The organism is Pedobacter polysacchareus (genome assembly GCF_019802255.1).
GTDB classification, from domain to species: Bacteria; Bacteroidota; Bacteroidia; order Sphingobacteriales; family Sphingobacteriaceae; genus Pedobacter; species Pedobacter polysacchareus.
Map to the genome: position 1 here is coordinate 284,007 of NZ_JAHYSS010000005.1, position 17,551 is coordinate 301,557.

Sequence of the window (17,551 nt, forward strand, 5' to 3'; positions counted from 1 at the left end):
TGCCATAAAAATACCCCTCTATGAAGAAATTACAACTTATTGCTTTTGCTATCCCTGTGCTGTTGGCAGGATGTACCTCAAAATGTATTGAAGATTCAGGAATCCAGATCACTAAGGTAGTGGAGCTAAAAAGCTACGATAAAATTAAGGTGAGTGGTACAATTAAATTGGTTTTAACGCAGGACAGCACTTATAATGTGAAGATCCAGGCGGATTCTAATGTAGTGCCATTGATCAGATCAAGGGTAAGCGGCAGTGAACTGGAGCTTCAATTGGAGAATGGAAAGTACTGCGGTACAGATTCTGTGGTCATTTACGCCGGAATTGGCGAGTTGAAGGAGTTAGAAACCAGTGGAATGGTACGTGTAGTTGGAACTGCACCTATTTATGTGAAAGACCTGGATCTTAATTTACAAGGTAGTTCTGATGTGAAACTGAATATCAATGCGAGCAAGCTGACCTCAAAAATTGACGGCGTCGGAAAACTAACTTTAACCGGCCAAACAGGTACTCATGTGCTGAAAACAAGTGGCAATTCGAAACTGGAAGCTTTTGATTTCGTAGCAGGTGTGTATGATATCAATATTGATGGTACCGGAAAAGCCAATATCAATGTACTGAACGACTTAAAAGTAAAGACTTCTGGCGCGAGTGAGATTTATTATAAAGGAAATCCTAAAAACGTATCTGAGAAAAAATCCGGAGCAGCGAAACTGGAGAAAGTTAATTAGCCTGATTGCTGTTTTTTAGCTATTTTAGCGGCCTTATTTGATACATGGAACAAAAAAACGACAAAAAAGTCATCCGGTCATGGGCTTTTTTTGATTGGGCAAATTCTGCTTATAATTTAGTAATTACTTCAACAATTTTTCCTGCTTATTATACGATCATCACGACTACTGCCGAACATGGCGATCAGGTAAAGTTTTTCGGTCGTACTTTTACGAATACAGCCCTGTCAAATTACGCGCTTTCGGCAGCTTATTTAGTGATGGTGATTTTAATGCCCCTGCTTTCCGCCACTGCGGATTATCGGGGGAACAAGAAAATATTCATGAAGATCTTTACCTATATCGGTGGTTTTGCCTGTATGGGATTGTTTTTCTTTAAACTGGAAAGCCTGGAATTGGGCATTATCCTTTTCGCTATTGCGGCCATGGGGTATATAGGTGGGGTGCTGTTTAACAACTCCTACCTGCCAGAAATCGCGACTAAAGACCAGCAGGATCGGGTGAGCGCACAAGGTTTTGCCTACGGTTATGTGGGGAGTGTAATCCTGCAGGTCATCTGTTTTGTGTTTGTACTAAAACCAGAACTATTTGGGATTACCGACGGTTCTTTGCCAGCAAGGCTGTCCTTTTTACTGGTAGGGATTTGGTGGGTGGCTTTTGCACAGATACCTTTTCGTAAATTACCTGCCGGAAGCCCGAATTATACATCGATCAATAAGAGTTTGGTACATAGTGGCTTTGGAGAACTGCGCAAAGTTTGGCAGCAACTAAAGCAAATGAAGTTTTTAAAGCATTACCTGATTGCTTTTTTCTTTTACTCGATGGGGGTGCAGACGGTGATGCTGGCAGCGGCTGGTTTTGGAGAGAAAACCCTGCATTTGGGGACTTCTAAATTAATTGCTGTAATTTTGATCATGCAGCTGGTGGCCATTTGGGGTGCCATGTGGATGTCTAGGTTTGCCAGGAAGATTGGAAATGTAAATGTGTTGATTGTGGTCGTTATGGTATGGGTAGGGTCTTGCATTGCCGCTTATTATACGACTAATGAATATGAATTTTATGGCTTAGCAGCAGTAGTTGGCTTGATTATGGGTGGGATTCAGTCTTTATCAAGGTCTACTTACTCTAAGTTTTTGCCTGAAAATACACCAGATACGGCTTCCTTTTTCAGTTTCTATGATGTAACCGAAAAACTGGCGGTAGTGATTGGTCTTTTTAGTTTTGCTTATATTGAGGAAAAAACCGGTAGCATCAGGAATTCTGTGCTGGCATTGGTGTCCTTTTTTGTAATAGGTTTGATATTTTTGCTGCTGTTAAAAAAGGCAGAACCAAAATTGGTTAAAGGTTAACCATGATAGATTTTAATAAGAATTAGATACCCATGAAGATAGAATTGTTTGTTCCTTGTTTTGTTGATCAGTTATATCCTGAAACTGCATTTAATACGATAAAGCTATTGGAGAAAGCGGGTTGTGAGGTGTTTTATAATTCTGCACAGACCTGCTGCGGTCAGCCGGCTTATAATTCCGGATATTGGGAGCAGGCGAAAGAAACAGGAACGAAGTTTTTAAGTGATTTTTCTGGTACAGATTATATTGTGGCACCTTCTGCGTCCTGCGTTGGGATGGTGAAGAGTGGCTATAGTGATCTGTTTACCAATACCAATCTTCATAATAAATGCCGCAGCATTCAGCAGCATGTGTATGAGCTTTCTGATTTCCTGGTGAACGTGTTGAAAAGAGATTATTTTGGGGCGGAACTGGACGGAAAAGCGGTTTACCATGATTCCTGCAGTGGGTTGAGAGAGTGTAAGATTAAAGAAGAACCGCGTCAGCTATTGTCTAAAGTCCATGGACTGGAGATGGTAGAAATGAAGGATACGGATATGTGCTGCGGATTCGGCGGTACGTTTTCTGTGAAGTTTGATGCGATTTCTTCGGCTATGGCGGAGCAAAAAGTAAATAATGCCTTGGAAATGGGCGCTGAATATGTGATCTCCACCGATTTATCCTGTCTGATGCACTTGCAGGGATATATCGATAAAAACAACATTCCTTTGAAAACGATGCATTTGGCAGATGTTTTAGCGAATGGCTGGTTAGAAAGTACAGAATATTAATTGCTGTATAAGACACAAAGATAAAAAGACGAGAAAGTGGTCGGGTAGTGTTCGGGAAGAGAAGGGCCTTATAATAGAGTTCGGAAGGGGTTGCTATAGGGTGGCCATAGTCTGTGCTATCCGAACCCTATAGCAACCCCTTCCTGCAGGATAAAAATGATTGCTTGATCAAGGCTGTATTTTCGGACTTGAATTGTTATATTTGTGCCAGTGGCAGGCAAAAAAACTGCCATGATTTAGGTAATATTTTATTACACGTAGAATAAGAGTTGTCTAAATTATTTAAAATCAATTAATTAACTTAAATCATAGTTGTAGATGATTAACATTACACTGCCTGATGGTTCTAGCCGTCAGTATGAAAAGGGTATAACAGCCCATCAAATTGCACTCTCTATTTCAGAGGGATTAGCGCGCAACGTATTAGCTGCGGAAGTAAACGGTGAAATTTGGGATTCTTCCAGAGCAATTGAAAGCGATTCGACTGTAAAGTTGCTGACCTGGAATGATGCTGCTGGTAAGGCTACATTCTGGCATTCTTCTGCCCACTTGATGGCGGAAGCCTTAGAGGCATTATATCCGGGTACAAAATTCGGTATTGGTCCTGCTATTGAAACTGGATTCTACTATGATGTAGATTTCGGAGACAGGGAATTTTCTTCGGATGATTTCAAAGCGATTGAAGCCAAGATGATTGAGCTGGCCAAGCAAAAACAAGTTTTTGTAAGGGAAAGCGTTTCTAAAGCGGATGCGATTAAATATTTTACAGAAAAAGGTGATGAGTACAAACTAGACCTGTTAGAAGGACTGGAAGATGGAAAGATCACATTCTATAACCAAGGTGAGTTTACGGATCTTTGTCGTGGGCCGCACATTCCAAATACCGGTTTTGTTAAAGCGGTAAAATTGATGAATGTTGCAGGTGCATACTGGCGTGGTGATGAAACTAAAAAACAGTTAACCCGTATTTATGGGGTAACTTTCCCTAAAGCGTCTGAGCTGACTGAGTACCTTCACATGATTGAAGAGGCTAAGAAAAGAGATCACCGTAAGTTGGGTAAAGAACTGGAATTATTTGCTTTCTCTGAGAAAGTAGGTATGGGATTACCATTGTGGCTGCCAAAAGGTGCTGCTTTGCGTGAGCGTCTGGTTCAGTTTTTAACAAAAGCACAGGCAAAATCTGGATATGAGCAGGTAGTTACGCCTCATATTGGCCATAAGAATTTATACATTACTTCTGGTCACTACGAGAAGTATGGTAAAGATGCTTTTCAACCGATTAAAACCCCACAAGAAGGGGAGGAGTTTTTCCTTAAACCGATGAATTGCCCTCACCATTGTGAGATTTATAAAGTAAAACCTCGTTCTTATAAAGACCTTCCTTTGCGTTTTGCAGAGTTTGGAACGGTATACCGTTACGAGCAAAGTGGAGAGCTTCATGGCTTAACCAGGGTTCGTGGCTTTACTCAGGATGATGCGCATTTGTTTTGTCGCCCGGATCAGGTAAAAGAAGAGTTCAAAAAAGTAATTGACCTGGTATTGTATGTGTTTAAATCTCTTGGGTTTAACGACTACACTGCACAGATTTCTTTGAGAGATCCTGAAAATAAAACGAAGTACATTGGTTCTGATGAGAATTGGGCTTTGGCGGAATCGGCGATCATTGAGGCGGCTGCGGAAAAAGAATTACCTACTGTAGTAGAATACGGTGAGGCTGCATTCTATGGTCCGAAGTTAGACTTTATGGTGAAAGATGCACTGGGTAGAAAATGGCAGTTGGGAACAATTCAGGTAGATTATAACTTACCTGAGCGTTTTGAATTGGAATATACTGGCAGTGACAACTTGAAGCACCGTCCGGTGATGATCCATAGGGCTCCATTCGGTTCTTTAGAGCGTTTTATCGCGGTATTGATTGAACATTGTGCGGGTAATTTCCCATTATGGCTTTCTCCAGAGCAATTTATTATTCTTCCGATCTCAGAAAAGTATGAAGATTATGCAAAAAAAGTTTCAGATGAGCTAAATAATTCCGATATTCGCGGTTTGATTGACTTCCGGGACGAGAAAATTGGAAGAAAAATCAGAGACGCTGAGGTGAAGAAAATCCCTTATATGCTGATTATCGGAGAGAAGGAAATGGCGGAAGGAAAGGTTTCAGTAAGGAAACACGGTGCAGGAGATTTAGGTGAAATGACTCAGCAAGAGTTTAGTGAATTATTAATTAAAGAAATAACAATTTAAATAGTATATAAATTTGGCATTAGGCAGACCAGGATTTAACAGGGGACCACGTCCTCCTTTTAAGAAAAAAGAAGCAGAACATAATATTAATCAGTTTATCAGAGCTCAGGAGGTTAGATTAGCTGGAGATAATGTTGAACCGGGGATCTATCCTTTGGCAAAAGCTTTAGCCCTTGCCGACGAATTGGAATTGGATCTTGTTGAGATTTCTCCAAATGCAGTGCCTCCGGTATGTCGGATCATTGATTACAGTAAGTTTGTTTACGAGCAGAAGAAAAAGCAGAAGGAGATTAAAGCAAACGCAAAACAGACTGTCATTAAGGAGATCCGTTTTGGTCCTAACACAAATGATCACGATTTTCAATTTAAGTTGAAACACGCGATTAGTTTCCTTGAAAACGGAGAAAAAGTTAGGGCTTATGTGCACTTTAAAGGTAGAGCGATTGTTTACAAAGAACAAGGAGAGATCCTGTTGCTTAAGTTTGCACAAGCGCTTGAAGATATCGGTAAAGTAGAGCTATTACCTAAGTTAGAGGGCAAGCGTATGTTTTTAACGCTAGCTCCAAAAGTTGCTAAGAAATAAATAAATTACATATTAATAAACACAGGTTATGCCAAAAATGAAAACCAATTCCAGTGCTAAAAAGCGTTTTAAGCTTACTGGAACAGGTAAAATTGCAAGGAAGAATGCCTACAAAAGCCACATCTTAACTAAGATGTCGACTAAACGTAAGCGTAATTTGGGTCACACTTCAATGGTGTCCGCAGCTGATATGGGCAACGTTAAGCGTATGCTTGCCATCGGTAAATAATTAAATTTTTAACCAGGTACCCGGTAGTAAGTTTGCTGTAATACGCAACACCGTTTATCAAAAAACAACACACTATGCCACGTTCGGTAAACGCAGTAGCTTCGAGAAGAAGAAGGAAAAAAGTCCTAAATATGGCCAAAGGCTATTGGGGATCAAGAAGTAAGGTTTTCACAATCGCTAAAAATACGGTAGAAAAAGGTTTGCAATATGCATACCGTGACCGTAAAGTTAAGAAAAGAGAATTCCGTGGATTATGGATTCAACGTATCAACGCTGGAGCTCGTCAACATGGTATTTCTTACTCTCAATTGATCGGTAAATTAGCGACTGCAAACATCGGTTTAAACCGTAAAGTTTTAGCTGATTTAGCAATGAACCATCCAGCAGCTTTCAAAGCAGTTATTGATGCAGTAAAATAGATCTAACGATCATTTTAATCATAAAAAAAGGGAGCTTCCAGCTCCCTTTTTTATTGGATAATGTTTTTAAAGCTGGATGAATTTTCCGGCTTCTGCAATGGATTCTTTGTTTAAGCTTACTAATTTTGGGATATGCCCAAGGACAGGAATGCCAGTATAGCTGGCGATATAGCTTTCAGATTCTTTGTTGGCTTCTCCATTGAAGATGATACCTTCTACCTGAATGTTTCTTGATTTCAATACTTCCAGCGTCAGCAGGGTATGGTTAATACTGCCCAGATAATTCTGTGAAACGATGATCAGCTTTGCGTTTAATACTGGGATGAGGTCCAGGATCAACTCTTTCTCATTAATTGGTACCATTAGTCCGCCAGCACCTTCAATGATGAGCTGGTTGTTGGTGATTGGCAGTTTGATCGCTTCTGTCTTAATTTCGATGCCATCTAATCTGGCAGATAAATGCGGAGAAAGGGGCTGTGTTAATCTATATTGCTCCGGATGGATCACTGTTTTTGTATTGCTGATCAGATCTTTAATAGATAAGCTATCGCTTTGCTCTAAATCTCCGGATTGTATGGGTTTCCAGTAATCTGATTCTAGTTTTTGGGTCAGAATGGCGCTAACGATCGTTTTTCCGATGCCCGTACCGATTCCTGTAATGAAATACGTATTGTTCATGTTATTTTAATAAAACCAATGATTGGATCAAGGCGTTAATTTCTTCTTCTGTATTGTAGGTATGCAGGCAAATCCTTAGCCTTTCTGTTCCAATGGGGACGGTAGGACTGACAATTGCACGGATGTCAAAACCTTTCTGCTGTAAACTTGCTGCCGCATTTTTTGCGGAAGTATTGCTTTGGTAGCGAATGGTTTGAATGGTGCTTTGACTGGTAAGGCCACGGTAACCTGCTGATTTCAGCGCATCGCTGTATTGCTGGATGGTTTGCTGGATCCATGGCGTATGGTCTGCTGAAGCCAGCAGCTGATAGGCGCAGTTGATGCTCGCTATACTATGGAGCGGTGCAGCGGTCGTATAAATAAAGGATCTGGCATAATTGAGCAGGTATTCCCTTAATGGTGCATTTCCTAGAACAATCGCCCCGTGACATCCAAGTGCTTTTCCGAAGGTTACTACGCGTGCAAATACTTCGTTTTCCAAGCCAAGTTCCTGCACTCTTCCTTTTCCGTAAACGCCAAAAACACCAATGGCATGGGCTTCATCTACGATAAGATTGGCTTCATATTTTTTACAGCAAAGATTGATTTCGTGTAGCGGAGCAAGGTCACCGTCCATTGAGTATACGCTTTCTACCAGTACATAGATATTTCCTGTAGCCAGTTTGAGTTTGGCTTCCAGGGCTTCAATATTATTGTGTTTAAAGGTATATCGGTTGGCGTGACTGAGGCGTGCGCCATCAATCAGACTGGCATGGATCAGCTCATCGGATATGATGGTATCTCCACGCTGTGCTAAGCTGGAAATCAAACCAACATTGGCATCATAGCCGGAATTAAAGATCAATCCGCTTTCTGCCTGATGAAAATCTGCGATAAAAGCTTCGGTTTCTTCGGTATAGGAGTGGTTGCCGCTGAGTAACCTGGAACCACCAGAACCTATTGGCGAATGGGGAATCTGGCTGAGGGTATCGGCGATATTTTGCTGCAGTTCCGCAGATCTGGAAAAGCCCAGATAATCGTTTGAGCAAAAGTCGATAGGATATGGATTGCTGGATAATTTTCTCAATGATCCTTTTTCCTTTCTATCCTGTAACTTGTGTAGTATAAACTGCCAGGTTTTATTCATTGCCCAAAAATAAAGAAAGCAGGAGGAACCTGCTTTCTTTATTTTTAATTTATGTCTATGTTTTGTTCTTTTTAACGCTTTTTTTAGTTTTTATTGAGCTGAGAGATTGATTTCTGCATTTGCGCCATCATGCTGCTCAGTGTTTCAATGCTGGGTTCCGGTGTTGGATCAGGCAGAGTAGAAGAGATAAAGGCTTTTGCTTTCCATATTTCCAGGATGTCATCCGAAGCAATGGTATAAGGATCGTAAAGTCTATTGTCGGAAACCAGTTTTAATTCTTTGTTCTCTTTGAACTTGTTGCCAGCTCTTTTGTAAACTACGCCTTCATTTTTACTGATGACAATATAGGTTTCTCCTATTTTAACATCATTCCAGTTGTCCAGGTATTCGGCAAGGATGATACTGCCGGATTGGATAGGGAGCATGGAATCTCCTAAAATTTCGAAGGCTCTGAATGTACCTTGTTTTAAGAAGGGCAGCGGCAATTGAAACTTTGGTAAATCTTTGATGTATTCTGGGTCAGAAAATCCGTTCAGGTAACCCGCACTTGCTTTTACTGGCACCATTTCTATGTTCTCCTTGTCGTCTTTATCTACCGAAATACTGAGTATCCTTAGGTTGGATCCCTGGCTTTTTAGCTTAGGTTTCCAGCTATCACTGATACTTTCATTGATAAACTCATCTATAGTGAGGTCAAAGAATTCTGCTATTTTTTTTAGCAAATCGTATTTTGGTTCTGCACGGTCTTCTTCGTAGGCGCCAATGAGCGATCTCTTAATTCCCATAGCATCAGCAAATTGCTGCTGTGTGAGGCCTTTTTTCTTTCTTAGATACTTTAGGTTAGGGGAGATATTTGACATAAAATAAAAGTTTAGTATTTATTTGTTTTTACTAATATAGTTAGTATTATTGTACCAATAAAGTTAGTAATTATAATTCGAATACCAAATAGGTATACTAACTTAATTAGTTTGTATCATTTAACCCTACAGTCATGAAGAAATTTGTATATATCGTAACCGATAGAAACCGCAAGAGTTTACATGTTGGAATGAGCTCTGATCTAATTAAAACGCTGGATTTTTATAAGCAGATGCCGAACCTGTTTTTTGATTGCGGGCAGCAGCTCACCAGATTGGTATATTTCGAAGAATTCAAGACTGAGGCCCAGGCACTGGGAAGGTTTAAAGTGATCAGTCGTTTTACAAGAATGCAGAAGGAACGGATGGTGAGGTCTTGTAATCCGAATTGGATTGACCTGACGATAGGCCTGGATTTTGAACATATCCTCAGCAGTAAGCCCATCGTGACTCAGGTGAACCTGCCGTTTAACATCATGTCTTAGGAGATGGCGCCGTGCTGGTGATTGCTGGGGAACTCTGCTAAATTCGACCTGGATTTATTCATCCTATAGGAAATAATGGCAGGAAAATCAGGAGGTATGAAATAAGAAAATCTAATTTATATAAAAAGGTCCTATAAAATAAGCCGATGTGCTGGCTGTATTTTATAGGACCATATTTAGTAAGGAAAGTGATCTCACCTTTTATTTAGCAGGTTTATTTTTTTCTTGTTCTTTTTTTATGCGCTCTTTCTCTTTTTCTTCTTCACGTTCTTTCTTTCTCTGCTCTCTTTTTTCTTTTCTGGTCAGAGGAACTTCAGTAGCGGGTTGTTTTACTGGTTCTGGAGTCTTTTTATCCTCCGTTTTGATGATGTCTTCTTCTTTTACTACTGGTTGCTGATCATCCGTTAATGGGGCATCAAAGCTCGTTGAATCTACCGCCAGACTATCGGTAGTCGCGGTATCAACCTTTATTCTAGGACTTGGACAATCAATTGTTCTGGTAATTTTTACTTTAGCTTTCGGGAAAGGGCCGTAGGTATATCCTGTACTAGGATCATGGTAAACTTTTTCCATGAATTTAGCAAAGATAGGTAAGGCGGTTCTTGAACCCTCTCCTGTTTCACCATTGTTAAAGTGAGCGGTACGTTCGTCACATCCTACCCAAACACCGGTTACCAGGTCTTTAGTAACCCCCATATACCAGGCATCTACATAGTCTGAAGAAGTACCGGTTTTTCCACCAATCTGGTTGCCTTTTTTCCAAAGATCCCATTCCCAAAGCGCTTGAGATGTTCCTCCTGGTTCTTCCATACCTCCACGAAGCATGTACAGCATCAGCCATGCAATCTCTTCAGAAAGTACTCTTTTTGTTTTCGCTTTAAAGTCTTCAATGATGTTGTCGTCCTGATCGGTAATTTTCTCTACCAAAATAGGATCTGTTCTTACTCCTTCATTCAGGAAGGTACTGTAGGCCCTTACCATTTCAAAAACGGAAACGTCGTTTGGACCAAGGCTAACAGATGGTACGGCTTGCAGCGGACTTTCAATACCACATTCTTTTGCCCATTTCACTACATTATCTGCACCTACAGCTTCGGTAACCTGAGCGGTAATGGTATTTACAGATTTACCCATGGCCCAGCGCAGAGACATTTCTCTGTAGCTGTAGTTCCAATCTGCATTTTTAGGCTCCCAGTATTCTGTTTTACCTTTTTCCTGGTAAGCGATTTTTACTGGTTTATCCGTGAATTTATCGCAAGGACTCATTCCCGCTTCCAATGCGGCCAGGTAGGCGAAAGGCTTGAATGTAGATCCTGCTTGTCTTTTACTTTGGTTAACGTGGTCGTATTTGAAAAACTTATGGTCGATACCACCCACCCAAACTTTGATCTTACCACTGAATGGGTCCATGGTCATCATTCCGGCATTCATGATTTTTCCGTAGTAGCGGATAGAATCCATGGTAGAGAACAAGGTATCACGATCGCCTTTCCAGGTAAAGATTTTCATCTTCTTCTTTTTATTGAAGTAGGCTTTAACAGAATCTGGGCTGTTACTGTATTTCTTTTCTAATAATGCGTAGATCGGCAATTTGCGCATGGCACGATCAGGGTAGTCAACTTTCTTTTTTTCAGAATCCTGCCATGGGTCTTCATTACCCCAGACACTATAAAACCTTTTCTGAATGATTTTCATTTGATCTGCCACAGCTTCTTCAGCGTACTTTTGCAGCTTTGAATCGATGGTGGTATAGATCTTTAGACCATCCTCGTAAAGGTCGTAGTCATTATCGTCTGCCCATTTTTCAAGGTATTTGTCGACTGCCGCACGTAAATAAGAATCTCCGTCGCCACCTTCTTCAATGCTACCTTCTTTAAGTTTGATTGGGGTATTCTTAAAGGTGTCTAATTGTTGCTTATTGATGTAGTTGTACTTGTTCATTTGAGCGAGTACCACATTTCTGCGTTCCAGTGCCTTATCTGGATTTCTCAAAGGATTGTAAATGGAAGTTCCCTTAAGCATTCCTACCAGCAATGCAGATTCTGGTACCTGAAGTTCATTCGGGCCTTTGTCAAAATATACTCTGGAGGCAGTTTTTATGCCGAAAGTGTTGTTACCAAAAGAGACCGTATTGAGGTACATCGTGATGATGTCATTTTTAGAATAATTGGATTCCAGTTTTACGGCAGTCATCCATTCTTTTAACTTGGAAACAATGGTGCGGACTATCGGGATATGTTTAATCACTCCTTGTGATTTATTGTACCTGGTGCGGTAAAGGTTTTTTGCCAGCTGTTGAGTGATGGTACTTGCCCCACGTTTGTCGCCGGTAGCGGTAGAAATCCCACTAGATAATAATGAGCGGAAATCTATGCCCATGTGGCTATAAAAGCGAACGTCTTCCGTGGCAATTAAAGCTTCAATTACGCTGGGCGAGATCTCTTTAAAGCTCACTGGTGTACGGTTTTCCTTGTAATAACGGCCGATCAGTTTTCCATCAGCAGTATAAAGTTCAGAGCCTACACTTTGAGTGGGTGCTTTAATGTCTTTATAAGATGGGGAGTAGCCAAATAGCCATAAGAAGTTGAGCTGCAGGGCGCAGAAGAATATGATAATGCAATATAGGAATATGCTGATGTAGCGAATATACTTATTGCGGATTTCTTTAAACATGGACGTAAAGATGAAAAAAAAACGTAAAATAGTTCGTGTTAAATAGTGTTAAAACTGTAACGCAAATTAACATAAAAAAATTGCGAAAGTTCATATTTGTTGTTCAAAAGGCTTTCTCAGGTATTTCTCCTACAAAAAGAGGCCTTAACGTAGTAAAATAGCGTATAGACAATTTACGTGTAATAATTCTTTCTGCACTATTTTAAGGTTAAATTGATTTTAGTGAATATTTGATGTTTTAAATAGATAATTATTTTGTTTATTGTGTTATTATATTAGTTTGCATTAGCACTATAGATCATAGGTTGATGTAAACCAATGTAAAACAGATCCCTCCGGGAATAGTATCCAAAGACATTGTTTTGTCACCTGGTCATTAATATCTATTTCAGTAAATTTTTAATACAATCTAATCTCCATTGGTATGCTGCTGCCCTCAGCTATATAGTGGAGATCCTGATTTCATTAGGAGGGATTCCAAACTTCTTTTTAAATGCACGGCTAAAGTATTTGTGGTCGTCGTAGCCAACACTTACAGAGATCTCCCGGATGTTTTTTTGAGTAGTTAAGAGTAATTTCAAACCGTGGTGCATCCTCAGTTCTATTACATGTTGGTGTAATGGTCTGTTAAAAGCAAGTTTTGCCAACCTGATCAGCATTGTGGTAGAGATCATAAAACGTTGAGCTAATTCTGCCTCATCACCTACAATTTTGCTAGCATAATTCTTTTTCACAAACTTGGCAATTTCTGTTGCTTTATTCTCCTGATATTTTATAGTGACCATTCCTTGTCCTAATTTAAACAGATACCTGCTAAGGCATTCATTTAAAAAGATATGTAAGTCTATTTCGACATCTCTGTGCTCAGCCAGAGTACCTAATTTTTTAAGACTGTTGAATAGCTGTTGGGTGATATTAAAACTGGGTAATCTGAAAATCAGTAGCTCATCGGTTTTAAAGCTGTTAATGAATTCCTTTAACTCTTCCATCGGACCATATTTTGGAATAAACCATTCTGATTTTATACTGAGTGATAGAATCTGATGCTTTCCAGCCGTCATATTTCGCTTATATTTCCCCGCTTTAAGATAAGATAAAATGCAAGTATTACCCAGTATTTCAAAGATGCCCTCATTGTCGTCTTCATGTAATACAGGAGAATCGTCCTGCATGGCTATCAAAAAGAATAAATCTCTGGTCACTTCAAAATCTACAACGAAATCTGTCTTCAGGTTATAGTCATACAGTTGAATATCAACAAGGTGGTGGCTGATAGATTGTACCAAGATATCGGCATCATCTACAGTCATATAAGTGGCCTCTGCCAATTTTAAAGGTATGGTGGTCAAGCCAAATCGTTGATCAAAGGAGGGATGGATTATTTTATTTGGTTTAAAAAGTAATTTAACGTGAGCGCGCATAAATTTATTTTTTAATCTAATTTAAACCCTTTCTCTCTACATATAGGAATAGAAGGATAATAATAACGTAGTTTGTTTTCATCTGACTAATGATTGCTGAAATGCTCAGAGATTTCAGTCTTCAAATGGGCTGAATTTGTTTTTGAATCCGGGTAGCTGAGGTCCAATAGTAAATCATTGTATTGCTCCAGCAGATTAATGTATTTGTTAATCCAATAATCTACACCATTCGCGCCATCTTTATTTTCTGTTGGAGTATCAGCAGCTGAATTCTGCGCATTAGCAAATTCCTCAGGAAATTCTTTGGTGAAATCATGATCTATGGCCTGGCCAATTTTACAGATTGTGTCTAGGTTTATCTGACCGTATTCAAACCAGTTATAGATTGCTGTTCTGCTCACTTGAAGCTTTCTGGAAAGTTCGCTGATTCCGATCTTTTTACGTACTATACGTTCGATCACATCTCCTTTATTAGGTGTCATAATTTATTGAGAATTTAAATTAAAGAAAACCCTATATGAAAACAAACAAGACCAGTGGGAACCTGATCATACAAATATATATGAAAAAATTATACCAATTCAGTAAAATTTAAGTTTTTAGTCCGGTTGTTATTCACTGTTTTGAAAATAATTAATGAATTATTCACGTTGGGCCATTTTAACGAGGATAACTGGGGGTTGATTATTTTAATGATTAGCTTTATCTTAAAGAATATTTCAAGTACCCGATCAGTGAGATTGTGTAAGTATGGGGAATTGTTTGTGCAGTGATTGTGTGTAGTTTTATCAGAGTGTAAAGTTGATTGTATAATTTATACAATACATTGACAACTTTTACAATTGTAATGATTTCTCAAATAATATTGTCTAGCTTTATTCTATGTAATCGCCTACTTAAAAGGTGTTTTATATACAATAGCTATTCTTCAAGATGAACATGTCTGAACAATAGGTTGAACAGTTTCTAAATAAGAGGGGGTGAGATTTCTTGGATATTTTAATTCAAAATCAGCTGCTGTAACTGATGTAGCGAAGCTATAAGTGCTCCTGATGATTTGATTCTCGCATTAAACTTTATGACGATCAAACTTTTATCCTCCTCAATTTTCGAGGCCCTTTGATTCTTTCTTACAAGCATCAATTCCAAAATCATATTCTGATTCATTCATTATTAAAACCATTAACATGCTAGATTCGCGTACTAAAATTGGTATTATCGGCCTCGGATATGTGGGGCTTCCCTTGGCAGTGGAATTCGCTAAGAAATATAAAGTATTGGGTTTCGATATAAATGAGGAGCGTATTTCCGAACTCAAGTCCGGATATGATCATACCCTTGAAATAGATACTGATTTAATGCATCAGGTGCTCACTAGTACCTGTACTTCTGAAAAGGGATTATTCTGTACGAATGACGCTGAATTGCTAAAAACCTGCAGCATCTTTATTGTTACCGTACCTACACCGGTAGATAAGAATAATCGCCCTAATCTGATGCCTTTAATTAATGCAAGCATCACTGTTGGTGGCGTTCTTAAAGCAGGAGATATCGTCATTTATGAATCAACAGTTTATCCCGGCGTTACAGAAGATGAATGTGTACCGGTGCTGGCTAAAATCTCTGGCCTTAAGTTTAACATTGATTTTTATGCAGGTTACTCTCCAGAAAGGATTAACCCTGGTGATAAAAAGCATACTGTAGCAAATATTCTTAAAATAACTTCAGGTTCCACCCCTGAGATTGCAGAGATAGTGGACCAATTGTATAAATCGATCATTACAGCAGGTACTCATAAAGCTTCCTGTATTAAAGTTGCTGAAGCGGCTAAAATTATTGAAAATGCACAGCGGGATATTAATATTGCCTTTGTGAATGAATTGGCTATGATTTTTAATCGTTTAGGCATTAACACAAATGAAGTATTAGATGCTGCCAGCACCAAATGGAACTTTTTAAATTTCAGACCAGGTCTTGTTGGGGGGCATTGCATTGGCGTAGATCCTTATTACCTGGCGCAGAAAGCCCAGGAAGCAGGATATCATCCAGAAATTATCCTGGCTGGAAGAAGGGTGAATGATGGTATGGGCGCCTACGTAGCCGATCAGCTGGTGAAACAAATGATTCAAAAAGATACTCATATTGTTGGTGCAAAAGTGCTGGTATTGGGCTTCACATTTAAAGAAAACTGTCCGGATGTAAGAAATACTAAAGTTATTGACATCATCAACAGGTTAAAAGAATACAATGTTGAAGTAACTGTTCATGATCCATGGGCCAATGTGGTGCATGCAAAAAATGAATATGGTATTATATGTGAAAACGGGGAGTCTAAAACCCGAAAATACGATGGGATACTAGTTGCTGTTGCCCATCAGGAGTTTAAAAGTATTGAGTTGGGCAGATTATGTAAAAAGAATACAGTGGTGTATGATATTAAATCATTGCTCCCTAATGCATCAGTTGATTTCCGATTATAAAGGTGATGGATCTACAGGGGAAAACAGTCTATGGTGTTCTTTGGTCCGTCGGACAGGAGTTAAGCTCAAAATTTATTGGCTTCTTTATTACTGTAATCCTGGCCAGAATCCTTTCTCCTGCAGAATTTGGTTTGATCGCGATGCTCTCTATTTTTATCGTAATAGGTAACGCCCTATTGGATGGTGGACTAACTTCCTCCTTAATTAGAACAACAGAAGTCACGCAAAAGGATTGTTCTACAGTCTTTTATTTTAACCTGATTGGCAGTGTATTGGTGTATGGTATTTTGTTTTTGTCCGCTCCTTTCATCGCCAGATTTTATGAACAGCCAGTGCTCAGTAATGTCGTTCGGGTATACGGAATCTCATTAATCATAAATGCCTTTTTTGGAATTCAGCAAACCCTGCTGGTGAAGGAGATGAAGTTCAAAACAATGACCATGATTCAGATCCCAGCAGTAGTAGGTGGTGGGATAGTCGGCGTTTTTTTAGCGAAAATGGGATATGGAGCTTGGAGTTTAGTGTGGATGAGTCTGGTTACTTCATTGATATCTACCATACTCCATTGGTATTGTTCTCCCTGGCGACCAGTGCTGATATTTGATGCGGCCAGTTTTAAAAGCCATTTTCACTATGGCTATAAACTTACTTTATCTAGCATGATTGATAAGTTGTATCAGAATATCTATACCATCATTATAGGTAAATTCTATGTGCCGGCCCAATTGGGGTTTTATTCAAGAGCCGATTCTATTAGTCAGCTGCCAATCGGTATCATCTCATCGGCCGTTAATAAAGTCACTTTTCCAATGTTTGTCAATATATCACACGACAATGAGCAGTTGGTATATGTGTATCGAAAAGTAATGCTGCAGGTGTTATTTTGGATGGCACCGACTTTAATTGCACTCTGTGTGGTGGCTGAGCCTCTATTTCGATTCATGCTGACTGATAAATGGCTTCCGGCCGTCCCATATTTTCAGATTTTATGCGTCGCAGGAATCACTTATCCAATTCATGCTTACAACTTAAATATTTTAAAGGTAAAAGGTCAGACTCATCTTTTTTTGAGACTGGAGATGATAAAAAAAGTGCTTTGTGTAATTGGTATTCTCTGCGTATTTCCTTTTGGAATTTATGGCTTGCTTTATTTTCAATTGTTTTTTAGCTTTTTCGGCTTGTACATCAATTCAATCTATACAGTCAGGTTTATCAACTATCCTTTTGTAAAGCAAATAGGAGATATTCTACCCACTTTATTCATTTCCGGGCTTGTCGGCATCACTTGCTTTTTTTTCGATAAGCTCCTTGTTGCTGCAAATTTTAATGATCTATTCAGAATTATTGTTTTAGGCCTCACTTATTTTGTGGGTTACTTTGCGGCGAGCTACCTCTTTAAATTATCTGCAATTATTGATTTTAAACAACTTGTCTTAAAAAGATTATATCAGTAAAAAAGATCCTTAACCGAAGCCTTCGAAAGGAAAATTAATGAATTGTTGG

16 protein-coding genes are annotated in these 17,551 nt (G+C 39.2%); 10 read left to right on the plus strand and 6 right to left on the minus strand.

Annotated elements, in window-relative coordinates; genetic code table 11:
* The first annotated feature begins 20 nt into the window (after window positions 1–20).
* The 7 genes from K7X70_RS15800 (at window position 21) to rplT (ending at window position 6,325) form a co-directional block, all read left to right on the plus strand.
* On the plus strand, window positions 21–731 hold the full coding sequence (locus tag K7X70_RS15800; protein WP_222537963.1) for a head GIN domain-containing protein: 711 nt from the start codon (window positions 21–23) through the stop codon (window positions 729–731).
* A 44-nt stretch (window positions 732–775) separates the two neighbouring features.
* A complete protein-coding gene (locus K7X70_RS15805) occupies window positions 776–2,080 on the plus strand; it encodes an MFS transporter (RefSeq protein ID WP_222537964.1) in 1,305 nt (434 codons plus the stop codon).
* Window positions 2,081–2,112: 32 nt separating this feature from the next.
* A complete protein-coding gene (locus tag K7X70_RS15810) occupies window positions 2,113–2,850 on the plus strand; it encodes a (Fe-S)-binding protein (RefSeq protein ID WP_062547996.1) in 738 nt (245 codons plus the stop codon).
* 318 nt (window positions 2,851–3,168) lie between these two features.
* The gene (thrS, locus tag K7X70_RS15815; protein ID WP_222537965.1) at window positions 3,169–5,094 is read left to right on the plus strand and encodes a threonine--tRNA ligase; all 1,926 of its coding nucleotides are present in this window, start codon (window positions 3,169–3,171) and stop codon (window positions 5,092–5,094) included.
* 13 nt (window positions 5,095–5,107) lie between these two features.
* Complete coding sequence (infC, locus tag K7X70_RS15820; RefSeq protein WP_015807729.1) at window positions 5,108–5,677, plus strand: translation initiation factor IF-3; 570 nt, start codon at window positions 5,108–5,110, stop codon at window positions 5,675–5,677.
* Between the two features lie 28 nt (window positions 5,678–5,705).
* Complete coding sequence (gene rpmI / locus K7X70_RS15825; RefSeq protein WP_062547998.1) at window positions 5,706–5,906, plus strand: 50S ribosomal protein L35; 201 nt, start codon at window positions 5,706–5,708, stop codon at window positions 5,904–5,906.
* Between the two features lie 74 nt (window positions 5,907–5,980).
* Window positions 5,981–6,325, plus strand: a complete 345-nt coding sequence (gene rplT, locus K7X70_RS15830; protein WP_062547999.1) for a 50S ribosomal protein L20 — start codon at window positions 5,981–5,983, stop codon at window positions 6,323–6,325.
* Between the two features lie 66 nt (window positions 6,326–6,391).
* Here the strand turns inward: rplT and bioD are convergent, their stop codons facing one another.
* The 3 genes from bioD to K7X70_RS15845 form a co-directional block, all read right to left on the minus strand.
* Window positions 6,392–7,003: a dethiobiotin synthase gene (gene bioD, locus K7X70_RS15835; protein ID WP_222537966.1), complete on the minus strand. Its 612-nt coding sequence runs from the start codon at window positions 7,001–7,003 to the stop codon at window positions 6,392–6,394.
* Window position 7,004: 1 nt separating this feature from the next.
* Entirely contained in the window at window positions 7,005–8,129 is a 1,125-nt protein-coding gene (locus K7X70_RS15840; protein WP_222537967.1) for an aminotransferase class I/II-fold pyridoxal phosphate-dependent enzyme, read from the minus strand.
* A gap of 83 nt (window positions 8,130–8,212) precedes the next feature.
* The gene (locus K7X70_RS15845; RefSeq protein ID WP_222537968.1) at window positions 8,213–8,989 is read right to left on the minus strand and encodes an XRE family transcriptional regulator; all 777 of its coding nucleotides are present in this window, start codon (window positions 8,987–8,989) and stop codon (window positions 8,213–8,215) included.
* A gap of 134 nt (window positions 8,990–9,123) precedes the next feature.
* Here K7X70_RS15845 and K7X70_RS15850 point away from each other — a divergent pair, with 134 nt between their 5' ends.
* Entirely contained in the window at window positions 9,124–9,474 is a 351-nt protein-coding gene (locus K7X70_RS15850; RefSeq protein ID WP_222537969.1) for a GIY-YIG nuclease family protein, read from the plus strand.
* A gap of 201 nt (window positions 9,475–9,675) precedes the next feature.
* Here the strand turns inward: K7X70_RS15850 and K7X70_RS15855 are convergent, their stop codons facing one another.
* The 3 genes from K7X70_RS15855 to K7X70_RS15865 all read right to left on the minus strand — a co-directional run bounded on the left by K7X70_RS15855 (window position 9,676) and on the right by K7X70_RS15865 (window position 14,050).
* Window positions 9,676–12,147: a penicillin-binding protein 1A gene (locus tag K7X70_RS15855; protein WP_222537970.1), complete on the minus strand. Its 2,472-nt coding sequence runs from the start codon at window positions 12,145–12,147 to the stop codon at window positions 9,676–9,678.
* Window positions 12,148–12,587: 440 nt separating this feature from the next.
* Window positions 12,588–13,568 carry a helix-turn-helix transcriptional regulator gene (locus K7X70_RS15860; protein WP_222537971.1) on the minus strand — a complete coding sequence of 327 codons (981 nt, stop codon included), beginning with the start codon at window positions 13,566–13,568 and terminating at the stop codon, window positions 12,588–12,590.
* Between the two features lie 86 nt (window positions 13,569–13,654).
* Window positions 13,655–14,050: a helix-turn-helix domain-containing protein gene (locus tag K7X70_RS15865; protein ID WP_222537972.1), complete on the minus strand. Its 396-nt coding sequence runs from the start codon at window positions 14,048–14,050 to the stop codon at window positions 13,655–13,657.
* 705 nt (window positions 14,051–14,755) lie between these two features.
* On the opposite strand from K7X70_RS15865, the gene K7X70_RS15870 reads away from it, so the two are divergent.
* Window positions 14,756–16,048 carry a nucleotide sugar dehydrogenase gene (locus K7X70_RS15870; RefSeq protein ID WP_222537973.1) on the plus strand — a complete coding sequence of 431 codons (1,293 nt, stop codon included), beginning with the start codon at window positions 14,756–14,758 and terminating at the stop codon, window positions 16,046–16,048.
* 5 nt (window positions 16,049–16,053) lie between these two features.
* Window positions 16,054–17,502 (plus strand): lipopolysaccharide biosynthesis protein, encoded by a 1,449-nt coding sequence (locus K7X70_RS15875; RefSeq protein ID WP_222538268.1) that lies wholly within the window; start codon window positions 16,054–16,056, stop codon window positions 17,500–17,502.
* Window positions 17,503–17,551: the final 49 nt, after the last annotated feature.